Annotated in this window: 28 protein-coding genes and 1 tRNA gene; 17 read left to right on the top strand and 12 right to left on the bottom strand. The window is 70.6% G+C overall.

Annotation, left to right across the window (positions count from 1 at the left end; translation table 11 throughout):
• Nucleotide 1: 1 nt before the first annotated feature.
• Nucleotides 2–820 (bottom strand): protein phosphatase 2C domain-containing protein, encoded by an 819-nt coding sequence (locus AB0P25_RS15350; protein ID WP_363808449.1) that lies wholly within the window; start codon nucleotides 818–820, stop codon nucleotides 2–4.
• Nucleotides 817–1,884 carry a TerC family protein gene (locus AB0P25_RS15345; RefSeq protein ID WP_363808448.1) on the bottom strand — a complete coding sequence of 356 codons (1,068 nt, stop codon included), beginning with the start codon at nucleotides 1,882–1,884 and terminating at the stop codon, nucleotides 817–819. The genes AB0P25_RS15350 and AB0P25_RS15345 overlap by 4 nt, the downstream gene beginning before the upstream one ends.
• 257 nt (nucleotides 1,885–2,141) lie before the next feature.
• On the opposite strand from AB0P25_RS15345, the gene AB0P25_RS15340 reads away from it, so the two are divergent.
• Together AB0P25_RS15340 and AB0P25_RS15335 are read left to right on the top strand one after the other, a co-directional pair.
• Nucleotides 2,142–2,846, top strand: coding sequence for a phosphatidate cytidylyltransferase (locus AB0P25_RS15340; RefSeq protein ID WP_363808447.1), 705 nt, complete (start codon nucleotides 2,142–2,144; stop codon nucleotides 2,844–2,846).
• Between the two features lie 22 nt (nucleotides 2,847–2,868).
• A complete protein-coding gene (locus AB0P25_RS15335; RefSeq protein ID WP_363808446.1) occupies nucleotides 2,869–3,369 on the top strand; it encodes a hypothetical protein in 501 nt (166 codons plus the stop codon).
• Between the two features lie 22 nt (nucleotides 3,370–3,391).
• Here the strand turns inward: AB0P25_RS15335 and AB0P25_RS15330 are convergent, their stop codons facing one another.
• Nucleotides 3,392–4,087, bottom strand: a complete 696-nt coding sequence (locus AB0P25_RS15330; RefSeq protein WP_363808445.1) for a hypothetical protein — start codon at nucleotides 4,085–4,087, stop codon at nucleotides 3,392–3,394.
• Nucleotides 4,088–4,134: 47 nt separating this feature from the next.
• On the opposite strand from AB0P25_RS15330, the gene AB0P25_RS15325 reads away from it, so the two are divergent.
• The gene (locus AB0P25_RS15325; RefSeq protein WP_363808444.1) at nucleotides 4,135–4,803 is read left to right on the top strand and encodes a lysophospholipid acyltransferase family protein; all 669 of its coding nucleotides are present in this window, start codon (nucleotides 4,135–4,137) and stop codon (nucleotides 4,801–4,803) included.
• A gap of 116 nt (nucleotides 4,804–4,919) precedes the next feature.
• On the opposite strand, the gene AB0P25_RS15320 is transcribed toward AB0P25_RS15325, so the two are convergent.
• From AB0P25_RS15320 to AB0P25_RS15310, 3 genes are all read right to left on the bottom strand, one after another.
• A tRNA-Glu gene (locus AB0P25_RS15320) sits at nucleotides 4,920–4,995 on the bottom strand.
• 94 nt (nucleotides 4,996–5,089) lie between these two features.
• Nucleotides 5,090–5,986, bottom strand: coding sequence for a YegS/Rv2252/BmrU family lipid kinase (locus tag AB0P25_RS15315; protein WP_363808443.1), 897 nt, complete (start codon nucleotides 5,984–5,986; stop codon nucleotides 5,090–5,092).
• 61 nt (nucleotides 5,987–6,047) lie between these two features.
• On the bottom strand, nucleotides 6,048–8,231 hold the full coding sequence (locus tag AB0P25_RS15310) for a heavy metal translocating P-type ATPase (protein WP_363808442.1): 2,184 nt from the start codon (nucleotides 8,229–8,231) through the stop codon (nucleotides 6,048–6,050).
• Between the two features lie 86 nt (nucleotides 8,232–8,317).
• Here AB0P25_RS15310 and AB0P25_RS15305 point away from each other — a divergent pair, with 86 nt between their 5' ends.
• On the top strand, nucleotides 8,318–8,956 hold the full coding sequence (locus tag AB0P25_RS15305; RefSeq protein ID WP_363808441.1) for an MBL fold metallo-hydrolase: 639 nt from the start codon (nucleotides 8,318–8,320) through the stop codon (nucleotides 8,954–8,956).
• 10 nt (nucleotides 8,957–8,966) lie between these two features.
• Nucleotides 8,967–10,358 (top strand): deoxyribodipyrimidine photo-lyase, encoded by a 1,392-nt coding sequence (locus AB0P25_RS15300; RefSeq protein WP_363808440.1) that lies wholly within the window; start codon nucleotides 8,967–8,969, stop codon nucleotides 10,356–10,358.
• An 8-nt stretch (nucleotides 10,359–10,366) separates the two neighbouring features.
• Here the strand turns inward: AB0P25_RS15300 and AB0P25_RS15295 are convergent, their stop codons facing one another.
• Nucleotides 10,367–10,630 carry a hypothetical protein gene (locus AB0P25_RS15295; RefSeq protein ID WP_363808439.1) on the bottom strand — a complete coding sequence of 88 codons (264 nt, stop codon included), beginning with the start codon at nucleotides 10,628–10,630 and terminating at the stop codon, nucleotides 10,367–10,369.
• 42 nt (nucleotides 10,631–10,672) lie between these two features.
• On the opposite strand from AB0P25_RS15295, the gene AB0P25_RS15290 reads away from it, so the two are divergent.
• The gene (locus AB0P25_RS15290; protein ID WP_363808438.1) at nucleotides 10,673–10,861 is read left to right on the top strand and encodes a hypothetical protein; all 189 of its coding nucleotides are present in this window, start codon (nucleotides 10,673–10,675) and stop codon (nucleotides 10,859–10,861) included.
• A gap of 64 nt (nucleotides 10,862–10,925) precedes the next feature.
• Complete coding sequence (locus tag AB0P25_RS15285) at nucleotides 10,926–11,687, top strand: nuclease-related domain-containing protein (protein ID WP_363808436.1); 762 nt, start codon at nucleotides 10,926–10,928, stop codon at nucleotides 11,685–11,687.
• Between the two features lie 42 nt (nucleotides 11,688–11,729).
• Here the strand turns inward: AB0P25_RS15285 and AB0P25_RS15280 are convergent, their stop codons facing one another.
• The gene (locus AB0P25_RS15280) at nucleotides 11,730–12,608 is read right to left on the bottom strand and encodes a metal-dependent hydrolase (protein WP_363808435.1); all 879 of its coding nucleotides are present in this window, start codon (nucleotides 12,606–12,608) and stop codon (nucleotides 11,730–11,732) included.
• Nucleotides 12,609–12,670: 62 nt separating this feature from the next.
• On the opposite strand from AB0P25_RS15280, the gene AB0P25_RS15275 reads away from it, so the two are divergent.
• Nucleotides 12,671–13,636: a Dyp-type peroxidase gene (locus tag AB0P25_RS15275; protein ID WP_363808434.1), complete on the top strand. Its 966-nt coding sequence runs from the start codon at nucleotides 12,671–12,673 to the stop codon at nucleotides 13,634–13,636.
• Here the strand turns inward: AB0P25_RS15275 and AB0P25_RS15270 are convergent.
• Entirely contained in the window at nucleotides 13,546–14,493 is a 948-nt protein-coding gene (locus tag AB0P25_RS15270) for a DMT family transporter (protein ID WP_363808432.1), read from the bottom strand. The genes AB0P25_RS15275 and AB0P25_RS15270 overlap by 91 nt on opposite strands.
• A 39-nt stretch (nucleotides 14,494–14,532) precedes the next feature.
• Here AB0P25_RS15270 and AB0P25_RS15265 point away from each other — a divergent pair, with 39 nt between their 5' ends.
• The 5 genes from AB0P25_RS15265 (at nucleotide 14,533) to AB0P25_RS15245 (ending at nucleotide 17,960) form a co-directional block, all read left to right on the top strand.
• Nucleotides 14,533–15,030, top strand: coding sequence for a MarR family transcriptional regulator (locus AB0P25_RS15265; RefSeq protein ID WP_363808431.1), 498 nt, complete (start codon nucleotides 14,533–14,535; stop codon nucleotides 15,028–15,030).
• Nucleotides 15,031–15,117: 87 nt separating this feature from the next.
• Nucleotides 15,118–15,969: an ABC transporter substrate-binding protein gene (locus AB0P25_RS15260; protein ID WP_363808429.1), complete on the top strand. Its 852-nt coding sequence runs from the start codon at nucleotides 15,118–15,120 to the stop codon at nucleotides 15,967–15,969.
• Nucleotides 15,970–15,978: 9 nt separating this feature from the next.
• Nucleotides 15,979–16,860 carry an amino acid ABC transporter permease gene (locus tag AB0P25_RS15255; protein ID WP_363808428.1) on the top strand — a complete coding sequence of 294 codons (882 nt, stop codon included), beginning with the start codon at nucleotides 15,979–15,981 and terminating at the stop codon, nucleotides 16,858–16,860.
• The gene (locus AB0P25_RS15250) at nucleotides 16,857–17,603 is read left to right on the top strand and encodes an amino acid ABC transporter ATP-binding protein (RefSeq protein WP_363808426.1); all 747 of its coding nucleotides are present in this window, start codon (nucleotides 16,857–16,859) and stop codon (nucleotides 17,601–17,603) included. The genes AB0P25_RS15255 and AB0P25_RS15250 overlap by 4 nt, the downstream gene beginning before the upstream one ends.
• A 75-nt stretch (nucleotides 17,604–17,678) precedes the next feature.
• Nucleotides 17,679–17,960, top strand: coding sequence for a hypothetical protein (locus tag AB0P25_RS15245; RefSeq protein ID WP_363808425.1), 282 nt, complete (start codon nucleotides 17,679–17,681; stop codon nucleotides 17,958–17,960).
• 3 nt (nucleotides 17,961–17,963) lie between these two features.
• Here AB0P25_RS15245 and sufU read toward each other — a convergent pair whose 3' ends face one another.
• Together sufU and AB0P25_RS15235 are read right to left on the bottom strand one after the other, a co-directional pair.
• Nucleotides 17,964–18,401, bottom strand: coding sequence for a Fe-S cluster assembly sulfur transfer protein SufU (gene sufU / locus AB0P25_RS15240; RefSeq protein WP_363808423.1), 438 nt, complete (start codon nucleotides 18,399–18,401; stop codon nucleotides 17,964–17,966).
• Nucleotides 18,398–19,684 carry a SufS family cysteine desulfurase gene (locus AB0P25_RS15235; protein WP_363808422.1) on the bottom strand — a complete coding sequence of 429 codons (1,287 nt, stop codon included), beginning with the start codon at nucleotides 19,682–19,684 and terminating at the stop codon, nucleotides 18,398–18,400. The genes sufU and AB0P25_RS15235 overlap by 4 nt, the downstream gene beginning before the upstream one ends.
• 158 nt (nucleotides 19,685–19,842) lie before the next feature.
• On the opposite strand from AB0P25_RS15235, the gene AB0P25_RS15230 reads away from it, so the two are divergent.
• From AB0P25_RS15230 to AB0P25_RS15215, 4 genes are all read left to right on the top strand, one after another.
• Nucleotides 19,843–21,510, top strand: a complete 1,668-nt coding sequence (locus AB0P25_RS15230) for an HAD family acid phosphatase (protein WP_363808421.1) — start codon at nucleotides 19,843–19,845, stop codon at nucleotides 21,508–21,510.
• A 50-nt stretch (nucleotides 21,511–21,560) separates the two neighbouring features.
• A complete protein-coding gene (locus AB0P25_RS15225) occupies nucleotides 21,561–21,758 on the top strand; it encodes a hypothetical protein (RefSeq protein ID WP_064108685.1) in 198 nt (65 codons plus the stop codon).
• A gap of 52 nt (nucleotides 21,759–21,810) precedes the next feature.
• Nucleotides 21,811–23,784: a carboxypeptidase regulatory-like domain-containing protein gene (locus AB0P25_RS15220; RefSeq protein WP_363808419.1), complete on the top strand. Its 1,974-nt coding sequence runs from the start codon at nucleotides 21,811–21,813 to the stop codon at nucleotides 23,782–23,784.
• Nucleotides 23,785–23,879: 95 nt separating this feature from the next.
• Nucleotides 23,880–24,683, top strand: a complete 804-nt coding sequence (locus AB0P25_RS15215) for an alpha/beta fold hydrolase (RefSeq protein WP_363808418.1) — start codon at nucleotides 23,880–23,882, stop codon at nucleotides 24,681–24,683.
• A 145-nt stretch (nucleotides 24,684–24,828) separates the two neighbouring features.
• Here AB0P25_RS15215 and AB0P25_RS15210 read toward each other — a convergent pair whose 3' ends face one another.
• Nucleotides 24,829–26,232, bottom strand: coding sequence for an MFS transporter (locus AB0P25_RS15210; protein ID WP_363808416.1), 1,404 nt, complete (start codon nucleotides 26,230–26,232; stop codon nucleotides 24,829–24,831).
• Nucleotides 26,233–26,245: the final 13 nt, after the last annotated feature.

The raw sequence follows: 26,245 nt of genomic DNA, 5'->3' as shown, positions 1-26,245 counted from the left end.
CCTACTCCCTCGGCTGCGTGTCTTCGAGCTCTCGGCCGCCTGCGCCGTCCACGCGTTCGCGCGTGTCGACGGGAGCCGGAGCATCCTCCCCGGTCACCGATTCAACCACGATCACGGTGATGTTGTCGTGGCCACCCGCCGCGTTGGCCGCCGCCACCAGCGCCGCCGCCGGGTCCTCCGGCCCCTCGGCCAGGATCGAGGCGATCTGCTCGTCGCTCAGCTCCCGCGTCAGGCCGTCCGAGCAGATCAGGAAGATCTGCCGCCCGTGCTCCGGGATGAGCGCGCTGTCGGTGTCGACGAAGTCCTCGGCGCCCAGCGCCCGCGTGATGACGTTCCGCTCGGGATGCACGGCCGCCTGCGCCTCGGAGATGAGGCCCGCGTCCACCAGCTCCTGCACCGCCGAGTGGTCGACGGTCAGCTGCCGGAGGCCCCGGCCGTCCCAGCTGTAGACGCGGGAGTCGCCGACGTTGACGACCATCCACTGCTCGGCGGCGAGCTCGGGCACGCGCACCCGGACGATGCCGGTCAGCGTCGTCCCCGCGACGGCGGCCCCGGACTCGTCCGCGCCCGACAGCGCACGGACGGCCGCGTTGGCCTCGTCGATCGCGCGGATGACCTCGTCGGGCGTCGGCCGCGTCCCGGGCTGGAGCGTGCGCGCCAGGCTCTCGACCGCGGTGCTGCTCGCCAGGTCCCCGCGCGCGTGCCCGCCCATGCCGTCGGCGACGACGAACACCGGGTCCTGCGCCAGAGCGCTGTCCTCGTTGACGTGCCGCACCGCACCCGTGTCGCTGCGGACGCTCACGCCGACGAGAGAGCTCATGTGCGGGGGTCCTCCTGGATGCCGTCGACGGCCGCGTTCTCGGCTTCGTCCTCTTCAATGTCGTCGCCGTGGATGGCCTCGGCGACGGTGGTGCCGCTCATCCGCAGCTTCACCAGACTTGCAATCGTAGCGACAAGCATCGCACCGACGATCACCGCGAGCGAGGTCCAGGTGCTGATGTCGGGCGCCCACTCGATGTGCTCCCCGCCGTTGATGAACGGCAGCTCGTTCTCGTGCATGGCGTGGAAGATCAGCTTCACGCCGATGAAGGCGAGGATGAACGCGATCCCGTACTTGAGGTACACCAGCTTGTCGAGCAGGTGCCCCAGCAGGAAGTACAGCTGCCGGAGGCCCATCAGGGCGAACACGTTCGCGGTGAAGACGATGAACGGGCTCTGCGTGATGCCGAAGATCGCGGGGATGGAGTCGAGTGCGAACAGCAGGTCGGTGGTGCCGAGCGCGAGGAAGACGATGATCAGCGGCGTGAACATCCGGCGCCCGCTCACCGTGGTGCGCAGCTTGTTGCCCTCGTACTGGTTGGACACCTTCAGGTGACGGCGGGCGAACCGGATGAACCAGGAGTCCTCCTCGCCCTCGTCGTCGTGGCTGCGGAAGGCCTGGTTGAACGCCGTCCACAGCAGGAACGCGCCGAACAGGTAGAAGATCGCGCTGAAGCTCGCGATGAGCCCGGCGCCCAGCAGGATGAAGATGCCGCGGAAGACCAGCGCCAGGATGATGCCCACCATCAGCACCTCCTGCTGGTACTTCCTGGGCACCTGGAACCTGGCCATGATGATGACGAACACGAACAGGTTGTCGATGCTCAGGCTGTACTCGGTCAGCCACCCGGCGAGGAACTGCCCGGCATGCTCCGCGTCCCCGATCAGCAGCATCAGCAGCGCGAACACGAGCGCGAGGGCCACGTAGAAGGTGACCCAGATGGCCGCCTCCTTCGGGCTCGGGATGTGCGGCCGCTTGAAGATGATCAAAAGGTCGAACGCGAGGATGGCGAGCAGGACGACGAACGAGCCGATCTCGAACCAGAGGGGCAAAGCGACTTCCACGGGGGAACCTTTCGGAGGGCGTGCGGCATGGCCGAAAGTCTCTCCCGCACCTCGCGGTGCCCCTGCGCCCGGGTCCGCCGACATGGGGGGCCGTGATGACGTGCGCAGCGCCGGAACCCTGCGGGCCCGTCCGGGATACTCCCCTTCGCTCCGGCCATAGTAGTCGGATCCGGGACTCACGAGGGACAGCTTCAGAGTTGTCGCCGCGCCAGGATAGCCTCCACTCACCAGTGGCGAAGTCGGCGGAGAGGCTCAGGATGACGGTCGTGCTTTCGGCGATACCGTGGCTCGTGGTGAGCCTTGTGGGCGGTGCCGCTGCTTGTCTTCCGCTGTACGGCGGGAACGTCCGCCGGTTTCTCCGTTCAAGCCTCTTCGTGAAGGTGGTGATGTGGGTCCCCCTCTTCGTCGCGTTCGTCGGGACAGTTGCCGGCGGTCTCCTCACTGGGCTCGTCGCGGGCGTCCTGCTCGCCTCGATCGGGGCCATGGAGTGGCTGCGCCGCGACACCGCGGGTCGCACCCGGTGGTACCTTGCTCTGTTCGTGGCCTCGTGCGCGGTTTGGCCGATCTCGACGGCTCAACTCACCCCGCCTCTATGGATGACCTGTTGCCTGTCCTCTGTCTTCTCCGATGTGACGGCCTTCTTCTTCGGGAGATACCTCGGTCGTCACCGCTTGCCGGACTGGATCAACCGTGACAAGTCCTGGGAAGGCGTCTTGGGGCAGTTGCTCGGAGGGGTGCTCGGCGTGCTCGTTCTCGGGATGATCTTCGGCACTGCGCCGACCATGCTCGCGGGGCTTGTCATCGGCGCGGCCAGTGCGATCGGTGACCTGGTCAACAGCGTCGCCAAGCGCATCGTGGGGATCGACGACTGGGGCTCCACGATCCCGGGTCACGGCGGCGTGATCGATCGATTCTGCAGCCTGAACATCGCCCTGGCTGCAGCCGTCCTGTTACCCAGATGAATCGCTATTGAGGAGAAAGCAGATGCCGGAGCCCGAAGACGAGCAGTCCCAGGCTGAGGGCCCCACGCCCTCCGCGAGGGGCGGTGCGGATGACCCGGAGGCGTCAGCCACATCCGCTCACGCGAACCCCGATCCGCTCGGCTGGAAGTCGAAAGGCGAATATCTCGCGACGCGTCCGCAATCGGAAGCGCCCCGCCCGACCCGATGGTGGGGTATCGCGTTCGCCATCTTCCTGCTCGTGTGGATCATCGACATGTTCCTCCTCGGAAGCCTGACGGCGGTCAAGGGCGACCCCGAATACGCATCGAAGTTCGTCCAAGGCAAGCCGATCGCTACCGCGGCGCTGTTCGGCATGATCGTCACCTACTTCGGCGTAGTCGTGTGCATTTGGGGCGTGAAGGCGTGGAAGGGCCGAAGCCGCACAATGCTCATTCTCGGCCTCATCGCCGTGGTGAATCCGTTCAGCGCCATCATTCTGCTGTGGGTGGCCTTCTGCGGCTGGAGCGGTTGCTACGCCCCCTGAGCTCCGACGGCCTGGCCTTGGCTCAGCTGTAGAGGGCGCTCACCCGCATGAGAAGCAGGGTGAAGATGACGACCGCCGCAATGAGCAGACGCATGTAGTTCCGGTACACGAAAGGGTGCACGATCGGGAAGAGCGCGACGGCGACCGAGTAGCCGATGAGGTAGCGGGAGATGCGTACCACGACGGCGAATCCGACGAACACGAGCGCGCTCCAGAGGCCCATCGTGGGGGCGTGGGCGAGAAAGACCTTGTACGGAACGCCGGAGAACGGCTGGTTGACGAGAGCGAGCGTTCCCATCGTCCGGTACCACTCATCCGTTTGTGTCAGCATCCGCGGGAAGACGTACGGGACACGAAGTAGCACCTCGTCCGGCAGGCGCCACGTCAGCGCGACGACCGTTCCGACTATTGTGCCGGCGAGGTCGTACGTGAGCAGACTCAGCTTGTGCCTCACCTTCATGAAGACGATCAAAGCCAGCAGGAACTCGGGGATCACCCACCACACGAGCGCCTCGGCGAAGGCCCAGCAGAACACCAGGGCGTTCGACTCCCTGCTGACGAGGAAGAACTCCATGAACTGATTGATGTGGGGATGCTTGTCACGGATGTCTCGGCGGTGGCGCAAGAAGAACACCGCGACGAAAGGCAGGGCGAAAAGGGCGATTCCACCTGCTACCACGAGCAGGTTCCACCCGAACTCTGCGACGAACCATCCCACGGGCGCACGATAGCGTGAACCCACACCCTCGGCGGGAAGGCGGGTCGATGACCCTGTATTGGATCCTCAAGGTCGTCTTCGGGCCCCTCGCGATGATGGTGTTCCGACCGTGGACGCGCGGGCGAGCCGGCGTGCCCTCGCAGGGCGCCCTCATCCTCGCGGCCAACCACCTGTCGTTCGTGGACTGGTTGCTGATTCCCTTGGTGACACCGCGGCGCGTGACCTTTCTCGCCAAGAGCGAGTTCTTCGAATCACCCGGGGTCGGCGGCGCATTCGTCCGGTGGCTGATGCGGACGACAGGGCAGATCCCGGTTCACAGGGCGGGCGGCCCGGAGGCGGATCGCGCCCTCGACCGCGCAGTCGACATTCTCGGACGCGGCTCGGCGATCGGGATCTTCCCGGAGGGTACTCGTAGCCCGGATGGTCGCCTGTACCGGGGTCGTACCGGTGTAGCACGCCTCGCCCTGGAAACAGGCGCGACCGTCGTCCCCGTCGCCGTGATCGGCACGGCTCGCGTCCTGCCTATCGGGAAGAAGGTACCCCGAATCCACCGCGTCGGCGTGGTCTTCGGCCAGCCAAGGGACTACAGGCAATACGGCGGCAACATGGAGGAGGGCACACTCCGGACGATAACCGACGAGATAATGCACGACCTGGCGGATTCAACCGGCCAGCCGTACTGCGACGCCTACGCGGCGGACTTCCGGCTTCGTTAGGGGCGGCGCGACAACCGCACGATGCCGACAGACGGTGTTGCGCCACCCGGCCCAGGGGTCCCGGGATGGCAAGAAAAAAGCCCGCTCCCGGCGGACTTCTCCGTGGGAGCGGGCGTTGGTGACCCCAGCGGGATTTGAACCCGCGTTACCGCCGTGAGAGGGCGACGTCCTAGGCCGCTAGACGATGGGGCCGTCTTGCAACTAGAAGATCATGCCACAGATGGGATGCGGGTGCCAAAACGAGGGCGGCGTCCCGGGCGCGTCGCGGGGCCGTGGCCGGCATGATTCACGCGAGGACGCGGAGGGCGCCCGGCGCGACCGTGACGTCGATCGGCAGCGGGCCGATGCGCTCGCCGTCCGCGTACGCGACGATCCCCTCCGCTTCGATGCGGACGGCCGCGGCGCGGAGCAGGGTGACCTCGGGGAGGTCGGTGTGCTCGCCGCGGAAGACCTTCGGGAACATCCGGAGGAACCGCAGGCGCGACATCCGCTCGACGATGAAGAGGTCGAGCATTCCGTCGGCGAGGTCCGCGTCCGGGGCGATGCGCATCCCGCCGCCGAGCGAGCGGTTGTTGGCGACCGAGACGAGCATGGCGTCCACCTCGATCAGGCGGCCGTCGGCGTGGATGCGGTACGGCCGCGCACGCAGCGTCGCGAGCTCCCGGATCAGGGCGACGACGTAGCGGCTGCGGCCGCGCGGGCGCGTCATCAGGTTGGCGCGCTCGTTCACCGTCGCGTCGAAACCGGCCGAGACGACGCAGCCGAACCACGTGGTGAGCTCGCCGTGGCGGATCGTGCCCGCGTCGATGGGGCGGGGCTCCCGTTGCAGTGCGGCCAGGAGGAGGTCGATCGCCGCCTCCGTGTCGTCCACGGGGATGCCCAGCCCGTCGGCAAGGTCGTTGCCGGTTCCGCTCGGGACGATGCCGAGGGGCAGTCCGGTCTCCGCAACGAGGTCGATGCCGAGGTTCGCCATCCCGTCGCCGCCGACGACCACCAGCGCGTCGGTGCCGTCCTGGATCGCCTTCGCGGTCTCGCGACGCAGCAGCTCGATGTTCGCCTCGTCCATCGCGACCACGCGGTGGCCGGCCGCGTGCAGCCGCTCGACCACGCGCGGGCCGACGTCACGACGGTGGCCGAAGGAGGCCATCGGGTTGACCGCGACGACCACGGCCCGCGGAGTCACGGTCACAGTGGACGATGATGACACACGCGCCGCTGATATCCGGGCAATGCACCGCCCGCCGTCAGAGGCGTAGGCGGCGCAGCAGCTGGGCGTTCAGCGCGACGACGATCGTGGAGACCGACATGAGCACGGCGCCGAACGCCGGCGACACCAGGATGCCGAGCCCGATGGCCACGCCCGCCGCGAGCGGCAGTGCGATCACGTTGTATCCGGTGGCCCAGCCGAGGTTCTGTAGCATCTTGCGGTACGTCGCCCGGGACAGGGTGATCACCTTCGCGACACCCCGCGGGTCGCTCGAGGCGAGCACCACACCGGCGGACTCGATGGCCACGTCCGTCCCCGCGCCGATGGCGATGCCGACGTCGGCCTGCGCCAGCGCCGGGGCATCGTTCACGCCGTCGCCGACCATCGCGACGCGGGAGCCGTCGGCCTGGAGCTGGGCGACGGTCGCCGACTTGTCGCCGGGCAGCACCTCGGCGAAGACCTCGTCGATTCCGAGCTGCGCCGCGACGGACTGGGCGACGGCTCGCGAGTCGCCCGTCAGCATGGCGACGCGGATGCCGGCGTCGCGGAGGGAGCGCACGGCCTCCTGCGACTCGGGCCGGATGACGTCCGCGAGGGCGATGAGTCCGAGGACGCGGTCGCCGGAGAGAACGTAGACGACGGTGCGGCCCTCGTGTCCCGCGGCGTCGGCGGCCGCGCTCAGCTCCGGGGCGGGCGCGAGTCCTCGCTCGGTCAGGAGTCGCGGCGCGCCGACGGTGATCGTCTCCCCCGAGACTCGGGCGGAGGCACCGCGTCCACCCAGCGCCTCGAACTCCGCGACAGGCGCGATCGTCAGGCCGCGCTCGCGCGCCTCGCGGACGATCGCCGCGCCGATCGGGTGCTCGGCCGGTGCCTCCACGGCCGCGGCGAGCGCCAGCAGCCGATCCGTGTCGCCGTCGCTCGCGAGCGCCGAGACGACGCCCTGACGGCCCTCGGTCAGCGTGCCGGTCTTGTCGAACAGGACGACGTCGATACGGCGGGCGTCCTCCATGGCGTGCCGGTCGCGGATGAGGAGGCCGTTGCGGGCGCCCAGGGCAGTGGAGATCTGGGCGACCAGCGGGATGGCGAGGCCGAGGGCGTGGGGGCAGGCGATGATCAGCACCGTGACGACACGCTCCAGGATGAACGCGGGGTCGCCCGGGCGGAGGATGGTCCACACGATCAGGGTCACGATCGCGACGGCGAGCGCGACATAGAACAGCCAGGCGGCGGCGCGGTCGGCGAGCACCTGGGCTCCCGACTTGCTGGCCTGCGCCTCGGAGACCAGCTTCATGATGCCGGCGAGGGCGGTGTCGCCGCCGGTGCGGGTGACGCGGACGACGAGCGACCCGCTTCCGGAGATGCTTCCGCCGACGACCTGCTCCCCCGCCGTGCGGGTCACGGGTGCGGACTCACCGGTCAGCAGGGACTCGTCGATGTCGCTGCGGCCGTCGACGATCTCGCCGTCGGCGGGGACGGCGGCGCCCGGGCGGACGCGGACGAGGTCCCCGACGCGGAGCTCGGAGACCGGCACGGTCTGCGGCTCGGCGTGTGGATCGGCGACGCGCTCGGCGGTGTCCGGGAGGAGCTTGGCGAGCTCGCCCAGGGCGTCCTGGGCGCCCATGACGGCGGACATCTCGATCCAGTGGCCGAGCAGCATGATCAGGATGAGGGTCGCGAGCTCCCACCAGAAGTCCATGCCGGGGAGGCCGAGGGTCACCGCGACGCTGTAGCCGAAGGCGACCACGATGGCGAGCGAGATGAGGGTCATCATGCCCGGCTGCTTCGCCTTCAGCTCGTCGACCGCACCGCGGAGGAAGACGAGGCCGCCGTAGAAGAAGATGGCGACGCCGAAGACGGCGGGGATGTACTGGCTGCCCGGGAAGCGCGGCCCGTCGAGGCCCAGGATCTCCTGCAGCCCCTGCGAGAAGACGAGCGTGGGGATGGTCAGGACGAGGGTGAGCCAGAACTTGCGCTTGAAGATGGCCGGGTCGTGCCCCGCGTGACCGGAGTGGTCGTGCCCGGCGTGACCGGAGTGGTCGTGCCCCGCGTGACCGGAGTGGTCGTGCCCCGCGTGGTCGGAGTGGTCGTGCGCCGCGTGGTCGGAGTGGTCGTGCGCCGCGTGACCGGAGTGGTCATGCCCACCGTGGTCGTGCTCGTGCTCGTGTCCGTGGTGCTCGTGCCCGTGCTCGGCGACCGGTGCGTGCTGTTCTCTCTCGTCCATAACGCCTCCAACGGTACCCCCTAGGGGTATATTCCTCAACCGTTCCGCGCTTGCGTGCGCATCCCATCCGGTATTTCCTGGGACATATGAGACTCACGAAGTTCGAACACTCGGGACTCCTCCTCGAAGAGGACGGACGCAAGCTCTTCGTCGACCCGGGCGGCTTCACCTCGCCGCTGACCGATACCGCGAACGCCGTGGCCGTGGTCATCACCCACGAGCACGCCGACCATTGGACGCCGGAGCAGCTGAACCGTGTCCTCGACCTCTCCCCCGATGTGAAGATCTTCGCGCCGGAGGGCGTCGCCAAGGCAGCGGCGGACTTCGTCATCACCGTGGTGCATGCGGGCGACACCGTGGAGGCCGGACCGTTCACCCTCCGCTTCTTCGGCGGACGTCACGCCGTCATCCACGAGAGCATCCCGGTGGTCGACAACCTCGGCGTGCTGATCAACGATCAGCTCTACTACGCTGGCGACTCCTTCTTCATTCCGGAGGGCGTCGAGGTCGACGTCCTCGCAGCACCCGCGGGGGCCCCGTGGATGAAGATCTCCGAGACGATGGACTATGTGCTCGCAGTGAAGCCCAAGCGGGCGTTCCCCATCCACGAGATGGTGCTCGCACGCGCGGGCAAGGACATGGCGAACGGGCGGCTCCAGTGGGCGACCGAGCAGGGCGGCGGCACGTTCTACGCGCTCGAGCCCGGCGACTCGCTCGACCTGTGACCGCCGCCGGATGAGCGAGCCCCGCGAGCAGGACCGCCCCGCCGTCGTCTGGTTCCGCGACGATCTCCGCATCGCCGACAACCCTGCGCTGCACGCGGCCGCCGAGTCCGGGCGGCCCGTTCTGTGCGTATTCGTCTGGGACGACGCGACGCCGGAGTTGCGGGCGCCGGGAGCTGCCGGCCGGTGGTGGCTGCACCACAGCCTCGTGTCCCTCGGGGACGCGCTCGAGCGCCTGGGCGCGCGGCTGACCATCCTGCGCGGGCCGTCGGAGCAGACCGTCACCCGTCTGCTGCGGGACACGGATGCCGCCGGCGTCTTCTGGAACCGCCGCTACGGCGGCGTCGAGCGCCGCATCGACGAGGCGGTGAAGTCGACCGCCCGGGACGACGGCCGCGAGGCGACCAGCTTCGGCGCGAACCTGCTCTTCGAACCATGGACCATCCGCACCGGTCAGGGCACGGCGTTCTCGGTCTACACGCCGTTCTGGCGGGCGTGCCTCGCCGCGCCCGCCCCACGCAAGCCGGGCCCGGCGCCGAAGAGCCTTCGCGGCGCGGCGCTTCCCGGCACCGTGAAGACAACGCCGCTCGACGACCTCGGCCTCCTCCCGACGCATCCCGACTGGGCCGAGGGCCTGCGCGAGGCGTGGGAACCCGGCGAGAAGGCAGCGCACCACCAGCTGGAGAAGTTCCTGGCCGACGACCTGGGCGCGTATCGCGAGGAGCGCGACGTGCCCGGCGTGGACGCGACGTCGCGGCTCTCCCCGCGCCTGCGCTGGGGCGAGCTGAGCCCCCATCAGATCTGGCACGCCACCGAGGAGCGCCGAGACCGTGCGACCGCGCAGGGCGCCGCCACCTTCGCCTCCGAGCTCGGCTGGCGCGAGTTCGCCTACCACACGCTGTTCGAGCATCCGGATATGGCGACCGTGAACATCCATCGCGAGTACGACTCCTTCCCCTGGCCCCGGCTGCATCCGTCCGCGCTGAGGGCCTGGCAGAAGGGTCGCACCGGCATGCCGCTCGTGGACGCCGGGATGCGGGAACTGTGGAGAACCGGAGTCATGCACAACCGTGTGCGCATGGTGACCGCGTCGTTCCTCATCAAGAACCTGCTGATCGACTGGCGGCATGGGGAGCAGTGGTTCTGGGACACGCTGGTGGACGCCGATCCGGCCAACAACCCGTTCAACTGGCAGTGGGTCGCCGGCAGCGGCGCGGACGCGGCGCCGTACTTCCGGGTCTTCAACCCCGAGCTGCAGCGCGAGAAGTTCGACACGCACGGCGACTACGTGCGCCGCTGGGTCCCCGAGTGGGACACCGGCGACTACCCGGAGCCGATCGTCGATCTCAAAGAGACCCGGCAGGCCGCACTCGCCGCCTACGACGCGGTCAAGCGGTCACGCTGACGGTCGGGTCAGCGCCCGTGCTCGGCCAGGATCTGGTCCACGTCGATGCGCTGCAGCAGGGCGTCCCAGTCCAGCGACCGCGCCTCGTCGGCCGCCTCCTCCTCGGCGAACACCTTGCCGCTGCGCTCGACCACGACGCCGGCGGGCAGCATCCGGTTGAGCTCGGCGAGGATGGCGTCGTCGACGGCTTCGGTGTCGAAGTCGGCGCCGACGCGGGCGAGGTAGTCGCCGGAGAGGGTGTAGGAGACGATCCCGGTTTCGATGCGGCTCATGCTCGCATGCTATCCCCTCGCCCGCGGCGTACAGTGCGGGCCATGAGCGACCGACCGGACGACACCCCAGCCCCCCGCGACGCCGACGAGCTGACCGACGCCGTCAGCGACCTGGGTCAGACCGACGAGGACCGTCTGGAGGCGGTCCGCGAGCACAACGAATCCCTCGAGGAGCGCCTGCCGAGCGACGACGACCTGCCGCGCACGCACGGGTCCCCGGAACAGGGGTAGCCTCCTCGCTCCGTCCCAGCCTTGGGGGCTGGGACGCTCCCCCGACGCTCCGTATGGTTGCCGGGTGAGTGGACAGCGGATGCGCGACAGGGCCCCCGGAGCGGCCGTGATGGAACAGGTCGTGCGGCTGCACGCGCAGGCCCCGCCCCGCTCCACTGTCGCCCGCGCGCTGGGCCGCCACCCGCTCAGTGACGACGCCCAGCCCTGGTTCGCCGGGGCGCTCGGCGAGCGCGAAGTCGGCGCGTCGCTGTCACGCCTCCCGCAGGGCTGGAGCGCCTTCCACGCCGTCCCGGTCGGCTCGGGCGACGCCGACGTCGACCACCTCGTCGTCGGCCCGGGCGGCGTCTTCGTGATCAACACGAAGCACCATCGCGGGGCGGCGCTGACCGTCTACGAGCGGTCGGTGCTCGTGAACGGCGTCAAGCAGCCGTACCTCCGCAACTCCGACCTGGAGGCGTCCCGGATCCGCGGGCTCCTGCTCCGCGCCGGAATCGAGGCCCCGGTCGAGCCGGTCATCGTCGTCGTCGGCGCGAAGGAGCTCAGGATGCGGCAGAAGCCCCGGCGCGCCGCCGTGCTGCGCTCCGAGGGTCTGGTGCGCTGGCTGTCGCGACGCCCGGGTCGCCTGGATGCGGAGACGGTCGCGCGCGCCGCCGCACTCTTCGACGACCCCGCCACCTGGCGTCCGGTCGCCCCCACCGACGACACGCTCGAGCGCTTCGGCGCGATCGAGCGGGAGGTCCGGAGCGCGCACTGGGTGCGGCTCGGCTGGATCCTCGCGGGTGCGCTCGGGGCGGTCGCCGTGGCGCTGCCGTTCCTGCCCCACTGACACGGGGCCGCGCGCGACACGGGGCCGCGCGCAGCGTGCGCGTCAGACGGGCTGCGCCGTCGTCCGCATGGTCAGACTCAGCGCCCCCTCCGCCTCGGACAGCTCCAATGCGACCGTGACGGACTCCAGCTCGGCCAGCGACCGCAGGTGGGTCCCGCCGCACGGGATCTCGACCACGCCCTCCGGAAGCTCGGCGCGCCAGCGGCGCCGCTCCCCGAGCCCGTGCCCGTCGCCGTCGCGGACGATCGCGATCGGAGCACCCGCCGCCACCCAGCCCGCGAGGGTCTGATCGATCGTCTCGGACGAGTCCTCCAGCCGCGCGGCGAGCTCGGCGGCGGCGAAGCCCTTCTTCCGGAGGCTCTTTCCGATCCGGTACTCGTCGAGCGATCCGTCCGGCAGAATCCGCGAGGACGTGATGGCGAGCTGGTCGAAGTTCGGGCGGCCGCGTCCATCGACCGGCACGTCCTTCGTCCACAGCGGGGCGAGGGCGTCGTTCAGGGCGAGCGAGGCCAGGTGGCAGGCGGTGTGACCGGCGGAGAGCGCGCGCCGTCGCTCCGCGTCGACCGTCACGGTCGCCGTCGCACCCGGCTCGATGCCGGACGCGTCCTCGACCAGGTGGCAGACGACGAACGCCCAACCCTCGGTGCCGGTGCGCACGGGCGCGTTCCCGACGTACAGGGCGGAGCCGTCGGTCGCGCCGACCACCGCGTCCACGATCTCGTAGTCGCGGCCATCGACTGTGAGCGCCCCCGCGTCCGCCGGCTGGTCGGGCCAGACCGGGTCGACCGGGTGGAACGCCGTCCGGTCGAGCACGACGGCGGTGCGGCCGTCCTCCAGCGGCTCCACGTGGAGCACGGTGCCGGTGGATGCGAGGTCGCCGTCGGGGTAGGTGACGACGGTGTCTGTGGCGGGGAACGTCATCCCTCCAGCCTACGGTCGCGCGCGGGTGGCGGAGCGCGGCCTCGGTGCGGCAGCATGGCGGCATGGCGAACACCGGCGACCAGCCCTGGCAGCGCGTCCCCATCGATCCCCAGAGCGTCGACGCGCCCCTGTCGCGCGCCGCGGTCTTCCTCGTGGTCACGGTCGGCGCGTCCGACGAGGCGCTGGCCACCGTGAAGGATGTGCTCAGCGGCATCACCGACCAGGTCAAGACGGTCGGCTTCCGCGACCTCGGCGCCCGGCTGTCGTGCAACGTCGGCATCGGCGCGGCCCTGTGGTCGCGCCTGACGGACACAGCGCCGCCGCGGGAGCTGCATCCGTTCCGCGAGATCGCGGGCCCGGTGCACACCGCCGTGTCGACGCCCGGTGACCTGCTGTTCCACATCCGCGCCGAGCGCGGCGACTTCACCTTCGAGCTGGAACGACAGCTGCTCGACGCGCTCGGCGACGCGGTGGAGGTCGTGGACGAGGTGACCGGGTTCCGCTACTTCGACGCCCGCGACCTGCTCGGCTTCGTCGACGGCACCGCCAACCCGGCCGGCGGCGACATGACGCAGGCGACGACGGTCGGCGACGAGGACCCGGAGCACGCCGGCGGCAGCTACGTCGTCATCCAGAAGTACCTGCACGACCTGTCGAAGTGGGGCACGCTCCCCGTGCCCTCGCAGGAGGGCGTGATCGGACGTACCAAGGTCGAGAACATCGAGCTGCCGGATGCGGAGCACGGCCAGAAGTCGCACAAGACGCTCGCGACGATCGTGGACGAGGCCGGCGTGGAGCACGACATCCTGCGGGACAACATGCCGTTCGGCCGCCCCGGGCACGGCGAGTTCGGGACCTACTTCATCGGGTACTCGCGCGCGCTCTGGGTGATCGAGCGGATGCTGGAGCGGATGTTCGTCGGCGACCCGGTCGGCAGCTACGACCGCATCCTGGACTTCTCCACCGCGATGACCGGAGTCACGTTCTTCGCCCCGACCAGGACGTTCCTGGAGTCGCTCGGGGACTGAGGCCGCCGCCGCACCTGCCCGACGGCGATGCCGGCGAGAACGATCGCCAGCCCGGCGAGCTGCCGCCCGCTCAGCACCTCCCCCGCCACCAGGGCGCCCAGAACGACTCCTGTGACGGGATTGAGCAGCCCGATCGTCCCGACCGTGCCGGCCGGGACGTGGCGCAACCCCGCGAACCAGGCTACGAACGCCAGCGCCGTCGCGACGACGGTCACGTAGGCGAATCCGGCCAGCGCCGGGCCGTCGAGCGCGGGCGGCGGCCCTTCGACGACGAGCGCTGCCGGGAGGACGAGGCCGCCGCCCGCGAGGAGCTGCCAGGCGGTGGAGGCGACGAGGTCGACACCGCCCCAGCGGGTCGCGAGGGCGTATCCGGTCGCCGAGCCGCCAAGGGCGAGGACGGCGAGCAGGATGCCGACCGGGTCGACCGGCCCGTCACCGCCGAACAGCATCAGCCCGACGCCGGCGATCCCCGCCACGCCACCGGCCACCGCCACCGCCCGTGCCCGCTGGCCCAGCACGATCCGCGCCGCTGCCATCAGCGCCAGCGGCGACGCCGCCATCACGGTGGCGGCCACGCCCGACGGCAGACGCTGCGCGACCGCGTAGACGAGGGCGAAGAAGCCTCCGGTGTTGAGGATGCCGAGCACCGCGGCGCGCCACCACCACGCGCCGCGCGGACGGCGACGCGCGATCAGGAGCAGGAGCAGCCCCGCGGGCAGGGCGCGGATGACGGCGCCCCACAGCGGATCCTCCGGGAGGACGGCGCGCGTGACGACGTAGGTGGAGCCCCAGGCGACCGGTGCGATCGCGGTTAGGAGCATCCACCGCCAGGATGCGCGGAGCGATGTATCTTCCATGGAAACTAATTTAGCTTCCATGGAAGGTATTGTGAAGCTATGGATCACGAACCGGACGCCGTCGACGCCATCCAGGCCGAGTGGAGGCGCGAGCGGCCCGAGCTCGATGTCTCGCCCCAGGGCGTCATCGGCCGCCTCCACCGGGTCGCGGCCCGGCTGACCGACGAGCTCACCACCGTCTACGACCGGCATGGACTCGCCGAAGGCGACTTCGATGTCCTCGCCACCCTGCGGCGTGCTGGCGCCCCCTTCGAGCGCACACCCGGCGAGCTGGCCGGGCACACGATGATCACGACCGGCGGGATGTCGAAACGCATCGACCGCCTGGAACGCGCCGGCCTCGTCACCCGGCGCGCGTCGGAGACCGACGGACGCGGGCGCGTCGTGGCGCTGACCGAGCGCGGCCGCGCGGCGATCGATGCCGCGTTCACCGACCACATGGCGAACGAGCGCCGCCTGGTGGACGAGCTGGACGCGCACGATGCAGCCGAGCTGGAGCGCATCCTGACCCTCTGGCTCGGCCGGCTGGGCGCGTAACACAGCGCAAGGAAGTTGCCGCTCGCGCGCGCGTGCGAGAGCCTGGCAGCACCCCTGCCCCGCACCGTGCATCCACCCGGAGGATCCATGTCCCGCTCGCGCCGCATCCTGGCCGTCGCCGCCGCCGTCACCGCCACCGCGCTCGCCCTCGCGGGCTGCTCCGCGGGATCCGCCGGAAGCGGCGCCTCCTCGTCCGGCGACGCCGGCTACATCACCCCCGGAAAGCTCACCATCGGCACGGCCGAGCCGGCCTACTCGCCATGGGTGCTCGACGACAAGCCGCAGTCCGGGAAAGGCTTCGAGGCCGCCGTCGCATACGCCGTCGCCGACAAGCTCGGCTTCAAGAAGGGCGACGTGACCTGGGTGCGCACCACCTTCGACCAGGCGATCGCACCCGGACCGAAGACCTTCGACTTCAACCTGCAGCAGTTCTCGATCACCGACGAGCGCAAGAAGGCCGTCGACTTCTCGTCGCCCTACTACGAGACCAGCCAGGTCGTCGTGACCACGGCCGCCTCCCCCGCCGCGAAGGCCGGCTCGATCGCCGACCTCAAGAAGCTCACCATCGGCGCCCAGACCGGGACGACCAGCTTCGACGCGGCCGAGAAGCAGATCGCTCCGAGCGGCGGCGTTCAGGCGTTCAACACCAATGACGACGCCAAGCTCGCGCTCGAGAACAAGCAGGTGGACGCCATCGTCGTCGACCTCCCCACCGCCTTCTACCTGCGCGACGCGGAGCTGAAGGACGGCAAGATCGTCGGCCAGCTCCCCAAGGTCGACGGCCAGCAGGGCGACCAGTTCGGCCTCGTGCTCGCCAAGGACAGCGCCCTGACGAAGAAGGTGACCGATGCGGTCGACGCGCTCCGCACCGACGGCACGCTCGACAAGCTCGCCACGCAGTGGCTCGCCGCCGACGGCGACGCGCCCGTGCTGAAGTAGCCTTCGACGGTGAGCACCACCACGTCCACCCCTCCAGCGTCCACCGGCTCTCCCCCGCCCAGCGCGGCGGAGCTCGACCGCCGGCTCTACCGCAAGCGCCAGACCACGCGCTCGGTGCTGATCAGCCTGGCCAGCACCCTCGTAGTCGCGGTGCTGGCGTGGGTGTTCGTGATCAACACGCCCGGCTGGGCGCGGGTGCAGCAGACGTTCTTCGACCCCGCCGTCGCCGCAGAGGCGTGGCCGCGCGTCTTCGACGGACTGCTGCTGAACATCCGGGTGCTCATCGTCGCGGCGATCGGCGTGCTGATCGTCAGCATCCTGCTCGCCACCGCGCGCACGCTGCGCGGTCCGATCTTCTTCCCGCTGCGGGCGCTGGCCGCCGGGTACACGGACCTGTTCCGCGGGATGCCGCTCATCATCGTGCTGTACCTGGTCGGCTTCGGTCTTCCTGGTCTCGGCGTCTTCCCGCGCATGCCACCGGAGTTCTGGGGCACGATCGCGCTCGTCCTGGTCTATTCGGCGTACGTCTCCGAGGTGTTCCGGGCGGGGATCGAGGCCGTCCACCCGTCGCAGCGGCTCGCCGCCCGCGGGCTCGGGCTGTCGCACTCGCAGACGCTGCGGCTCGTCATCCTGCCGCAAGCCGTCCGCAAGGTGACCCCTGCGCTGATGAACGACTTCGTCGCGATGCAGAAGGACGTCGGCCTGATCTCGGTGCTCGGAGCGGTGGATGCGGTCCGTGCCGCCCAGATCGAGACCGCGGCGACGTACAACTTCACCCCGTATGTGCTCGCAGGGCTGCTGTTCGTCCTCCTGGCGCTGCCGATGATCCGGCTCACCGACTGGTACTCGGCGCGGATCCGGCGCCGCGAACAGGTGGGGAGCATCGTATGAGCGAGCCGGTCCTGCGCCTGCGCGGCGTGCGCAAGCGGTTCGGAGACACGGAGGTGCTGCGCGGTATCGACCTCGACGTGCACCAGCACGAGGTCGTCGCGCTGATCGGGTCGAGCGGGTCGGGCAAGTCGACGCTTCTGCGCACCGTCAACCTCCTGGAGCAGCTGGACGACGGGCAGATCTTCCTCGGCGAGCAGGACATCAGCGACCCGCGCGTCGACGCGGACGCGGTCCGCGGGCGGATCGGCGTTGTCTTCCAGCACTACAACCTGTTCCCCCACCTGTCGGTGCTCGACAACGTGACGCTCGCGTCCCGCCGCGTGCACCGCCTCCCGAAGGCGGAGGCCGAACGGAAGGCGCTCGCCCTGCTCGACGGGATCGGCCTGGGCGACAAGGCGAAGGAGTTCCCCGACCGGCTGTCCGGCGGCCAGCAGCAGCGTGCGGCGATCGTCCGCGCGATCGCGACCGACCCCGAGCTGCTGCTGCTCGACGAGGTGACCAGCGCCCTCGACCCGGAGCTCGTCGGCGAGGTGCTGGAGCTCATCCGCTCGCTCAAGGCATCCGGGACGACGATCGTGATGGCGACGCACGAGATGGCGTTCGCACGCGATGTCGCCGACCGCGTCGTGTTCCTCGACGCGGGCGTCATCGCCGAGCAGGGACCGCCCGCGCAGCTGTTCGGCGCACCGCGCGAGGACCGCACGCGCGCCTTCCTCGCCCGCTTCGCAGAGCCGATCGCGTAACGCGGCGAAGGGTGACGCAACAGGTCGTCATCTTCATGGCGACGGGTTGCCGCGGCGCGATACAAACAGTCGATCATGTCGCGCATCTTCACGAGCACGTTCAACCCCGGCCGAGCCCGCTGGGAGCTGGTCGTCAGCCCCCAGGGCGACGTTTACGCCTTCCCGCTGACCTTGACCATCGCGCAGCGGCAGGCGCTCGGCGGCCACAAGCGGTACCTCGTCGGGCGGGTGACCAAGGGCTCGGAGACGTGGATCGCAGCGGGGCCGTCGGGGCTGGTCTACGGGACGACGTTCCCCTCGCTGCCGTCGGCGCTCGAAGCCATCGCGGCCGAGGTCGACCTGTCTCCGGTGCCGTAGCCGTCAGGCGGACTTGAGCAGCGCGTCCTCGAGGGCGACCCAGGGCAGCATCGCGCACTTCACGCGCGTGACATACTTCGAGACGCCGGCCAGAGCGACCGCGTCGCCCAGCAGCTCCTCGTCGCCCTCGAGTGCACCCTTAGAGTGCATCAGCTCGCGGAACGCGGCGATAGATGCGGCCAGCTGTTCCCGGTCGACCTCGTGCACCAGGTCGCTCAGCAGTGACGCCGAGGCGGTCGAGATGGAGCAGCCGTGTCCTTCCCAGCCGATCGAGCGGATGCGGCCGTCGGCGTCCGTGCGCACGCCGACCGTCACCTCGTCCCCGCAGGTCGGGTTGAACTGGTGCGAGCTCGCGGCCTCGTCGCCGGCGATGCCGTAGCCGTGCTTCTCCTTGGCGTGGTCGAGGATGACCTGCTGGTACAGGTTCTGCAGGTCGCTCATCGGACGCCTCCCGCCACGCCGAAGAAGACGCGGGCGTCGGCGATCGCCTCGACCGCCGCATCCACCTCGTCGGCGGTGTTGTAGAGATAGGTGCTGACGCGGGTGCTCGCCGTCGCGCCGAAGCGGCGGTGCACCGGCTGCGCGCAGTGGTGGCCGACGCGCACGGCGATGCCGCGGTCGTCCAGGAACTGGCCGACGTCGTGCGCGTGGATGCCGTCCACGACGACGCTCGCCAGCCCGACGCGCGGGACGCCGGCGCCCGGGCCCAGGATGCGGACGCCCTCGATCTCGGAGAGCCCGGCGAGCAGCCGCTCGCCCAGCGCCTCCTCGTGCGCCTCGATCGCCGGCATCCCGACGCCCTCGAGGTAGTCGACGGCGGCGGCCAGCGCGACCGCCTGCGACACGCGCTGCGTGCCCGCCTCGAAGCGCTGCGGTGCGGGCAGGTATTCGGCGCCCTCCAGGGTCACCTGCGTGATCATCGAGCCGCCGGCCAGGAACGGCGGCAGGGCGTTCAGCAGCTCGCTGCGGCCGTACAGCGCGCCGACCCCGGTCGGACCCAGCATCTTGTGGCCGGAGAAGACGGCGAAGTCGACGTCGAGCGCCGGGAAGTCGACGGCGAGGTGCGGAACGGACTGGCAGGCGTCGAGCACGACCAGCGCGCCCTGGGCGTGGGCCAGCGCGACGAGCTCGGCGACCGGGTTGATGCCGCCGAGGACGTTGGAGACGTGGGCGAACGCGACGACCTTGGTGCGCGGGCCGATCAGCTCAGCGGCCTGGTCGAGGCGCAGCATCCCGTCGTCGGTGAGACCGATGACGCGGAGGGTCGCGCCGGTGCGCGCGGCGAGCTCCTGCCACGGGATGAGGTTGGCGTGGTGCTCGGCCTCGGTGACGACGATCTCGTCGCCGGCGCCGAGGCGGAAGCGCTCGGCGGCCGCGCCGCCGCGGCCGAGGGAGGCGTTCGACATCCCGTACGCCAGCAGGTTGATGCCCTCGGTGGCGTTCGAGGTCCACACCAGCTCGTCGGGCCGTGCGCCGACGAAGCCGGCGACGCGCGCGCGGGCGTCCTCGAACAGCTCCGTGGCCTCGCCGGCGACGGTGTGCGCGCCGCGGTGGACTGCCGAGGTGTAGCGCTCGGCGAAGGCGCGTTCCGCGTCCAGGACCTGACGCGGTTTCTGCGACGTGGCCCCGGAGTCGAGGTAGATGAAGGGATGCCCGTTCACCTCGCGGGAGAGGATCGGGAAGTCCGCGCGGATCGCGGCCGTGTCGAGGGTTTCGGTGCGCATACGGGCAACAACGTTACCGGCGTCCGCTTCAATCCCGCTGTGCGTTCCGCGCCACCGTGCTCATCCGCGCACTTGGAGTCTCGGGCGCGTGGTGGCTAGGCTGCACCCGGCCCCCGAACAGGGGTGGAATCCGACGACCCGATGGCGAAGGTGCGGTCATGGCGAATACTCCCCCCACTCCCTCCCGGCTCCGGCGCGCGCTCGTCGCGGGCGCCGGCGCTCTCGCCCTGGCGCTCGGCGTCGGGCTGGCGGACGCGCCCGCGGCGCAGGCCTGGGATCCCGGCCACGGCGGCGGCCACGGCGACACGGCGCTCGCGCCACGGACGTCGTTCACCATGGCGCCCGACGGCTCCAGCGGCGCGACGGCCGGTGGCGAGGGCATCCCGAACATCGACTCCGGCAAGAAGACCATCGCGACCTACTACGGCGACCCGGGCACCGGCATCGCGAACAAGACCGACTCGCCCTACATCCGCGAGCTCGCCGGCATCCTCGCCCGCGAGAAGTCGCAGCTGCAGGCGGGGTACGACCGCGCGGTGAAGCACGGCCAGAAGCCGGCGATCGTGTTCGACGCCGACGACACCACGCTGTGGACCTACGACATGGAAGTCGCGGACATGCACTTCACCTTCGACCCGAAGGAGCAGGACGTCTGGGTGCAGGACCAGCGCTTCCCGGCCACCCCGGGGATGGTCGACTTCGTCAACCAGGCCGCCGCGATCGGCTACACCGTGTTCGGCCTGACCGGCCGCAACGACGACCAGAAGGCCGCGACCCTCGGCAACCTGACGAAGGACGGCTACACCGCGTTCACCGCCGACCGCTTCTACACGAAGTGGACGGGCGTCGGCGCATCTCAGCAGCCGTCGTACGTCACCTGCGCCACGGCGAAGTGCACGACGGTCGAGTACAAGGCGCTGACGCGCAAGCACATCCAGGACCTGGGCTACACCATCACGCTCAACGTGGGCGACCAGTGGTCCGACCTGCAGGGCGGTTTCGCGCAGGAGGCGCTGAAGCTGCCGAACCCGACGTACTACCTCCCGTCGCCGGATCTGCCCGGCGTGAACGAGCCGCAGCTCGCGCCCCGCACGCACTTCACCATGGCACCCGATGGCTCCAGCGGCGCGACCCAGGGCGGCGAAGGTATCCCGAACATCGACTCGGTGAAGAAGACCATCGCGACCTACTACGGCGACCCGGGCACGGGCATCGCGGACAAGACGGACTCGCCGTACATCCGCGAGCTGCGCTCCATCGTCCAGCGCCAGGCGCCGGTGGTCGCCGCGCAGTGCTTCGTCGAGAAGAAGCTGCATCGCAATCCGGCGATCGTGCTCGACACCGACGACACCACCCTGTGGACCTACGACATGGAGGTGGCGGACATGCACTTCACCTTCAACCCGGTCGAGCAGAACGTGTGGGTGCAGGAGCAGCGGTTCCCGGCCACGCCGCACATGACGACGCTCGCCGCCGTCGCGCAGAAGGCCGGCTGCACGCTCATCGGGCTGACCGGCCGCAACGACGACCAGAAGGCGGCCACCCTGGGCAACCTCGCCAAGGTCGGCTACACCGGCTTCACGGCGCAGAACTTCTACACGAAGTGGACGGGCGTCGGCGCCTCCCAGCAGCCGTCTTACATCACCTGCGCCACCGCCAAGTGCACGACGATCGAGTACAAGTCGCAGACGCGCGCCCACATCGAGTCGGCTGCGGGCGGGAAGTTCGACATCGTGGCGAACTTCGGCGACCAGTACAGCGACCTGATCGGCGGCTCTGCCGACCGGACCGTCAAGCTGCCGAACCCGACGTACTACCTCCCGTGACGGGTCTGCTCGGCCGTGCTCCGGGCCGCCGTCGCCGGTAGGCTCGGGGCATGGTCGAGCGGACGAACGGGTCGCCGTGGTTCTTCATCCTCGGCGTGGCGCTGGTCGTCGTCGGGCTGGTAGGACCTCTCCTGGTGGACGCGGCGACCGGCGACGTGCAGTGGCTGGTCCGCGGGGCGGGCGTGCTGGTCGCGATCGGCGGCGCGGTGCTCATCGGCTTCGGGGTGCGGCGGCGTCAGGGGCGCTGAGCATCCCTAGCCGGGCTAGACGTAGCCGTCGGTCAACGATTAGCCTGCCCGCATGAGCCGGAGCCGCCTACGCCCGACCGTCGCCCTCGCCGCCGCCCTGGCGTCGGCGACAGCCGCCCTTCTGCTGCCGACATCGGCCTCCGCGGTGACGACGGCGCAATGGGCCTCCTGGACGACGACTGGGCCCACCTCCTTCACGATGGAAGCGGCGAACACCCCACGGCTCTCCGCAACGGTGACCACCGACTCCCGCAGCGGCCAGATCGGGGTCATCTCCGGCACGAGCACATGGCTCGCGGCGGGCACTCCCGTCGGCGCGAAGTACGGGACGAGCCGGAACCAGCCGTACCTCAACCTGCGGCCGAAGGCCGACTCTCCTTCCGCGCCGTCCACCACGACGTACTCGTTCGCCGCGCCCACCCCGACCAGCGGCTGGGCGTTCGTGCTCGGCGACATCGACGCCGACAAGGTGCGTGTCACCGCCATCGGCCCCGACGGCGAGGCGCTGACGACCGCTCAGCTCGGCTTCCGAGGCGGTTTCAACTACTGTGCGCCGGGCCTCCCCGGCAAGCCGTCGTGCACCGGAGCCGCCTCCGACGTCCCCTCGTGGGACCCGGCGACCGCGACGTTGACCGGCAACCCATCCGCAACCGACACCAGCGGCTCCTCCGCGTGGTTCGAGCCGAGCGCGCCGATCGTCGCGCTCACCTTCGTCTACACCCAGCGGTCGGGATTCCCGGTGTACCAGACCTGGTTCACCGCGCTGACCCGGGACATCACCGGCACGGTCAGCGCCGCCACCGGTTCCATCGCGGGAACCGTCCTGACCCTGCGTGATGCGAACGGCGCGGTCGTCGCCACCACGTCACCGGAGGCGGACGGCACGTATGCCTTCCCGGGCGTGCAGGCCAGTGCGGGCTACACGGTCTCGATCACGCCGCCCAGCGGTTCCATCGCGGACGGGCCGGTCACCCTGCCCGCCGATCTCTCCGCCCAGGACGCGGTGGTCGACTTCGGCATCCATGTGGTCGTCCCGGTCGGCGTCAGCGGCACCGTGCGCGACACGGCCGGCGACCCGGTCTCCGGCGCCACGGTGACCCTCGACACCGGCGCGACCACCACCACGGGGCCGGACGGCGTCTACCGGTTCGAGGAGGTGCCGACCGGGCTGCACACCGTGGCCGTCCTACCGCCTCCCGGCTTCTCCCTCGTCACGCCGCCGCCGTTCACGGTGCCCGTCGGCAGCGAGACGCCGATCGACGGACTGGACGCCGTGGTCCGGGAGAACCCGGACGTCACCGGCCGCGTCACCGACGCGGGCGGAGGCGTCGCCGGGGTGGTCATCACCGCGACCCTCACGGGAGGCGGGACGGTGTCCGCTGTCACCGCAGCGGACGGGACGTACACGCTCGCGCGTCTCACTGCCGGCAGCTACACGGTCACGGTCACCTCTCCTCCCGGGTCGACGGTGGTGGGCGCGTCGGCGATCACGGTCCCGGTCGCGGGTTCGGACGTCGGGGGCGTGGATTTCGCCCTCGCCCGCGCAGGTGCGGTCGAGGGAACGGTCACGGCGGCCGGACAGCCGGTCGCGGACGCTTCGGTGGAGCTCACAGGACCGGTCTCCACGGCGCTCACGACCGCCGCTGACGGCTCGTACGCGCTCGGCGGCCTCCCCGCCGGGGACTACACGGTGACGGTCACACCGCCGAACGGGTACACGGTGTCCGGGCCGTCGACCCGGGCGTTCACGATCACCGCCGCCGGCGAGACTGTGGACGCGCAGGACTTCGCGCTCGCGGCGCCGGTGGTGACACCGCGACCGAGCGGCGGCGTCCCGCCCGCGGGCGACGCGACGACCGGTGCGACCGACCCGGCCACGACGGCATCCACCTCGGAGCTTGCCGCCACCGGCGCGGACGTCCGCCCGATGACGACGTGGACGGTGCTCGCCGCGCTCGCCCTGGTATCCGGACTCGCGGCCTGCACGGGGGCCGCGGTGCGGCGCCGGCGCGCCGAGGGTCGCTGAGCCTCGGTGGGCTGCAGGCTCCTGGTGCCCGACGCGGTGCGTCGACTGCGCCGGCGAGCGACCCCGCGGCAGGTGCGAGGACTACGCTGGCGCGCATGAGCACGGTCACCTCCCCCGACGGCACCTCACTCGCGTACGAGCTCGACGGGAGCGGCCCGGCCGTCATCCTCGTCGACGGCGCGCTCTGCTTCCGTGATGCCGGTCCCATGCGGCCGATCGCGGCCGCGCTGCGCGACCGGCTGACCGTCGTCCTCTACGACCGGCGCGGCCGGGGCGAGAGCACCGACGCGCTCGCCGACCCCGCCGCGGGCGCGGTGGCCGTCGCACGCGAGATCGACGACCTCGCCGCGCTGATCGACGCGGCCGGCGGGTCGGCGTCGCTGTTCGGGATGTCGTCGGGCGGCGCGCTGGCGCTCGCCGCGGCCGCCGCGCTCGGGGCGGGTCGGGTTCCCCGCGTCGCCGTCTACGAGCCGCCGTACCTGCCCGACCCGATGCTGCCGTCCGCGCAGGCGTACACCCAGCAGCTGCGGGCCGCCCTCGCGGCGGACGATCGTGCGGGCGCGGTCGCGCTGTTCCTCCGACGCGTCGGAGTGCCGGAAGCGGGCATCGAGGGGATGCGCCATTCCCCCGGCTGGGACGCCACGCTGGCGCTCGCTCCGACGCTCGCGTACGACGACGCCGCGATGGGCGACAGCCGTGTGCCGGACGACCTGCTCCAGGCCATCCCCGTCCCGGTGCTCGGTCTCGCCGGCGAGCAGACGCCCGACTTCCTGCGCCTCGGCGCCGAGGGCGTCGCATCCGGCGCCCAGGACGGCACCTACGAGATCGTCGCGGGCCAGACCCACGACGTCTCCGCCGACGCCGTCGCTCCGCACCTCCTGCGCTTCCTCACCGCCTGAACGAGCCCACAACGCCATCGAGTCCGCAAAGAATGCCCGTCGCGACGGCGTGTCGCGGGCACTCTCTGCGGACTCGATGGACGGCGGACTCGATGGAGGGCGGACTGGATGGAGGGCGGACTCGATGGAGCGCGCGCGTCGTGGGTCAGCGCGCGGTGGCGCGATCCGGGGCCGGCTCGGGGGTGCGGATGCCGCGGATGGGGCTGAACTCCTGCTCGGCCTCGTGGTCCGGGCCGAGCGGGATACCGGTGCGGTCGCGGAGGACCAGGGTCGCGAGGAGGCCGAGGACCGTCATCCCCGCGAGGTACCAGGTCACGGACACCGTGCTGCCGGTCGCCTGCACCAGCGCCGTGGCGATGGTCGGCGCGAACGCCCCGCCCAGGATCGCGCCGATCGCGTACGAGATCGACACCCCCGAGAAGCGGATCGACGCCGGGAACAGCTCCGAGTACAGCGCCGCCTGCGGTCCGTAGGTGAAGCCGAGACCGATGGTGAGGATCGCGAGCCCGAGGAGGAGCAGCCCGATGTTTCCCGTGTTGACCAGAGGGAACAGCGTGAAGACGCCGACCAGCTGCAGGACCCAGCCGACGATGTAGGTCGTGCGGCGGCCGATCCTGTCACTGAGCCAGCCCGCGACCCAGGTGGCCAGCAGCCACGTCACGGCGGACGCCGCCACCGCCCACAGCACGGGACCGCGCTCGAGCTTCAGCGGGCCGTCCGGGTTTGTCGCGTAGTTCTGGATGTACCCGCCGGTGGTCATGTAGCCGACGGCGTTGTTGCCCGCGAACACGAACGCGGCGACGATCACCAGGAGCCAGTGCTTGCGGAACAGCTGGACGATCGGCATGCGGGTGCGCGCACGACGCTCGGCGATCTCGGTGAACACGGGGCTCTCCTCGACGCGGCGACGGACCCAGTAGCCGATCAGGATGAGCACGACCGAAAGCAGGAACGGCACGCGCCATCCCCACGCCAGGAACGCGTCGCCCGGCGCGATCACGGTCATCAGCGCCATGATCCCGGACGCGAGCAGCAGGCCGAGCGGCACGCCGATCTGCGGGGATGCGCCGAACAGTCCACGCTTCGCGGTGGGAGCGTGCTCGACCGCCATCAGCACCGCGCCGCCCCACTCCCCGCCGGCCGAGATGCCCTGCAGCACCCGGAGGAGCACCAGCAGGATCGGCGCAGCGATCCCGATCGCCTCGTACGTCGGCAGCAGGCCGACGAGAGCCGTCGCCAGACCCATGAGGATGAGCGTGGCGACGAGCACCCGGCGCCGGCCGTACCGGTCGCCGAAGTGACCGGCCAGGAACGCGCCCAGCGGACGGAACAGGAAGCTGACGCCCACGGTGAGGAACGACAGCACGGTCGCGAACTGCGGCCCCGCCGGGGCGAAGAACAGCTGCCCGAAGACGAGTCCGGCGGCGGACGCGTAGATGAAGAAGTCGTACCACTCGACCGTGGTGCCGATCACCGTGGCGAAGACCACGCGGCGGCGGTCGGTCGGCGACCGGAAGCTACCAGTCGGCGTGAAAGGGGATGTGCTCATCGTCGTGTACTCC

It is taken from the genome of Leifsonia sp. NPDC077715 (assembly GCF_040686855.1).
GTDB lineage: Bacteria > Actinomycetota > Actinomycetes > Actinomycetales > Microbacteriaceae > Leifsonia.
The sequence above is the reverse complement of the archived record's forward strand: the minus strand, read 5'-3'. Positions and strand labels throughout refer to the sequence as shown.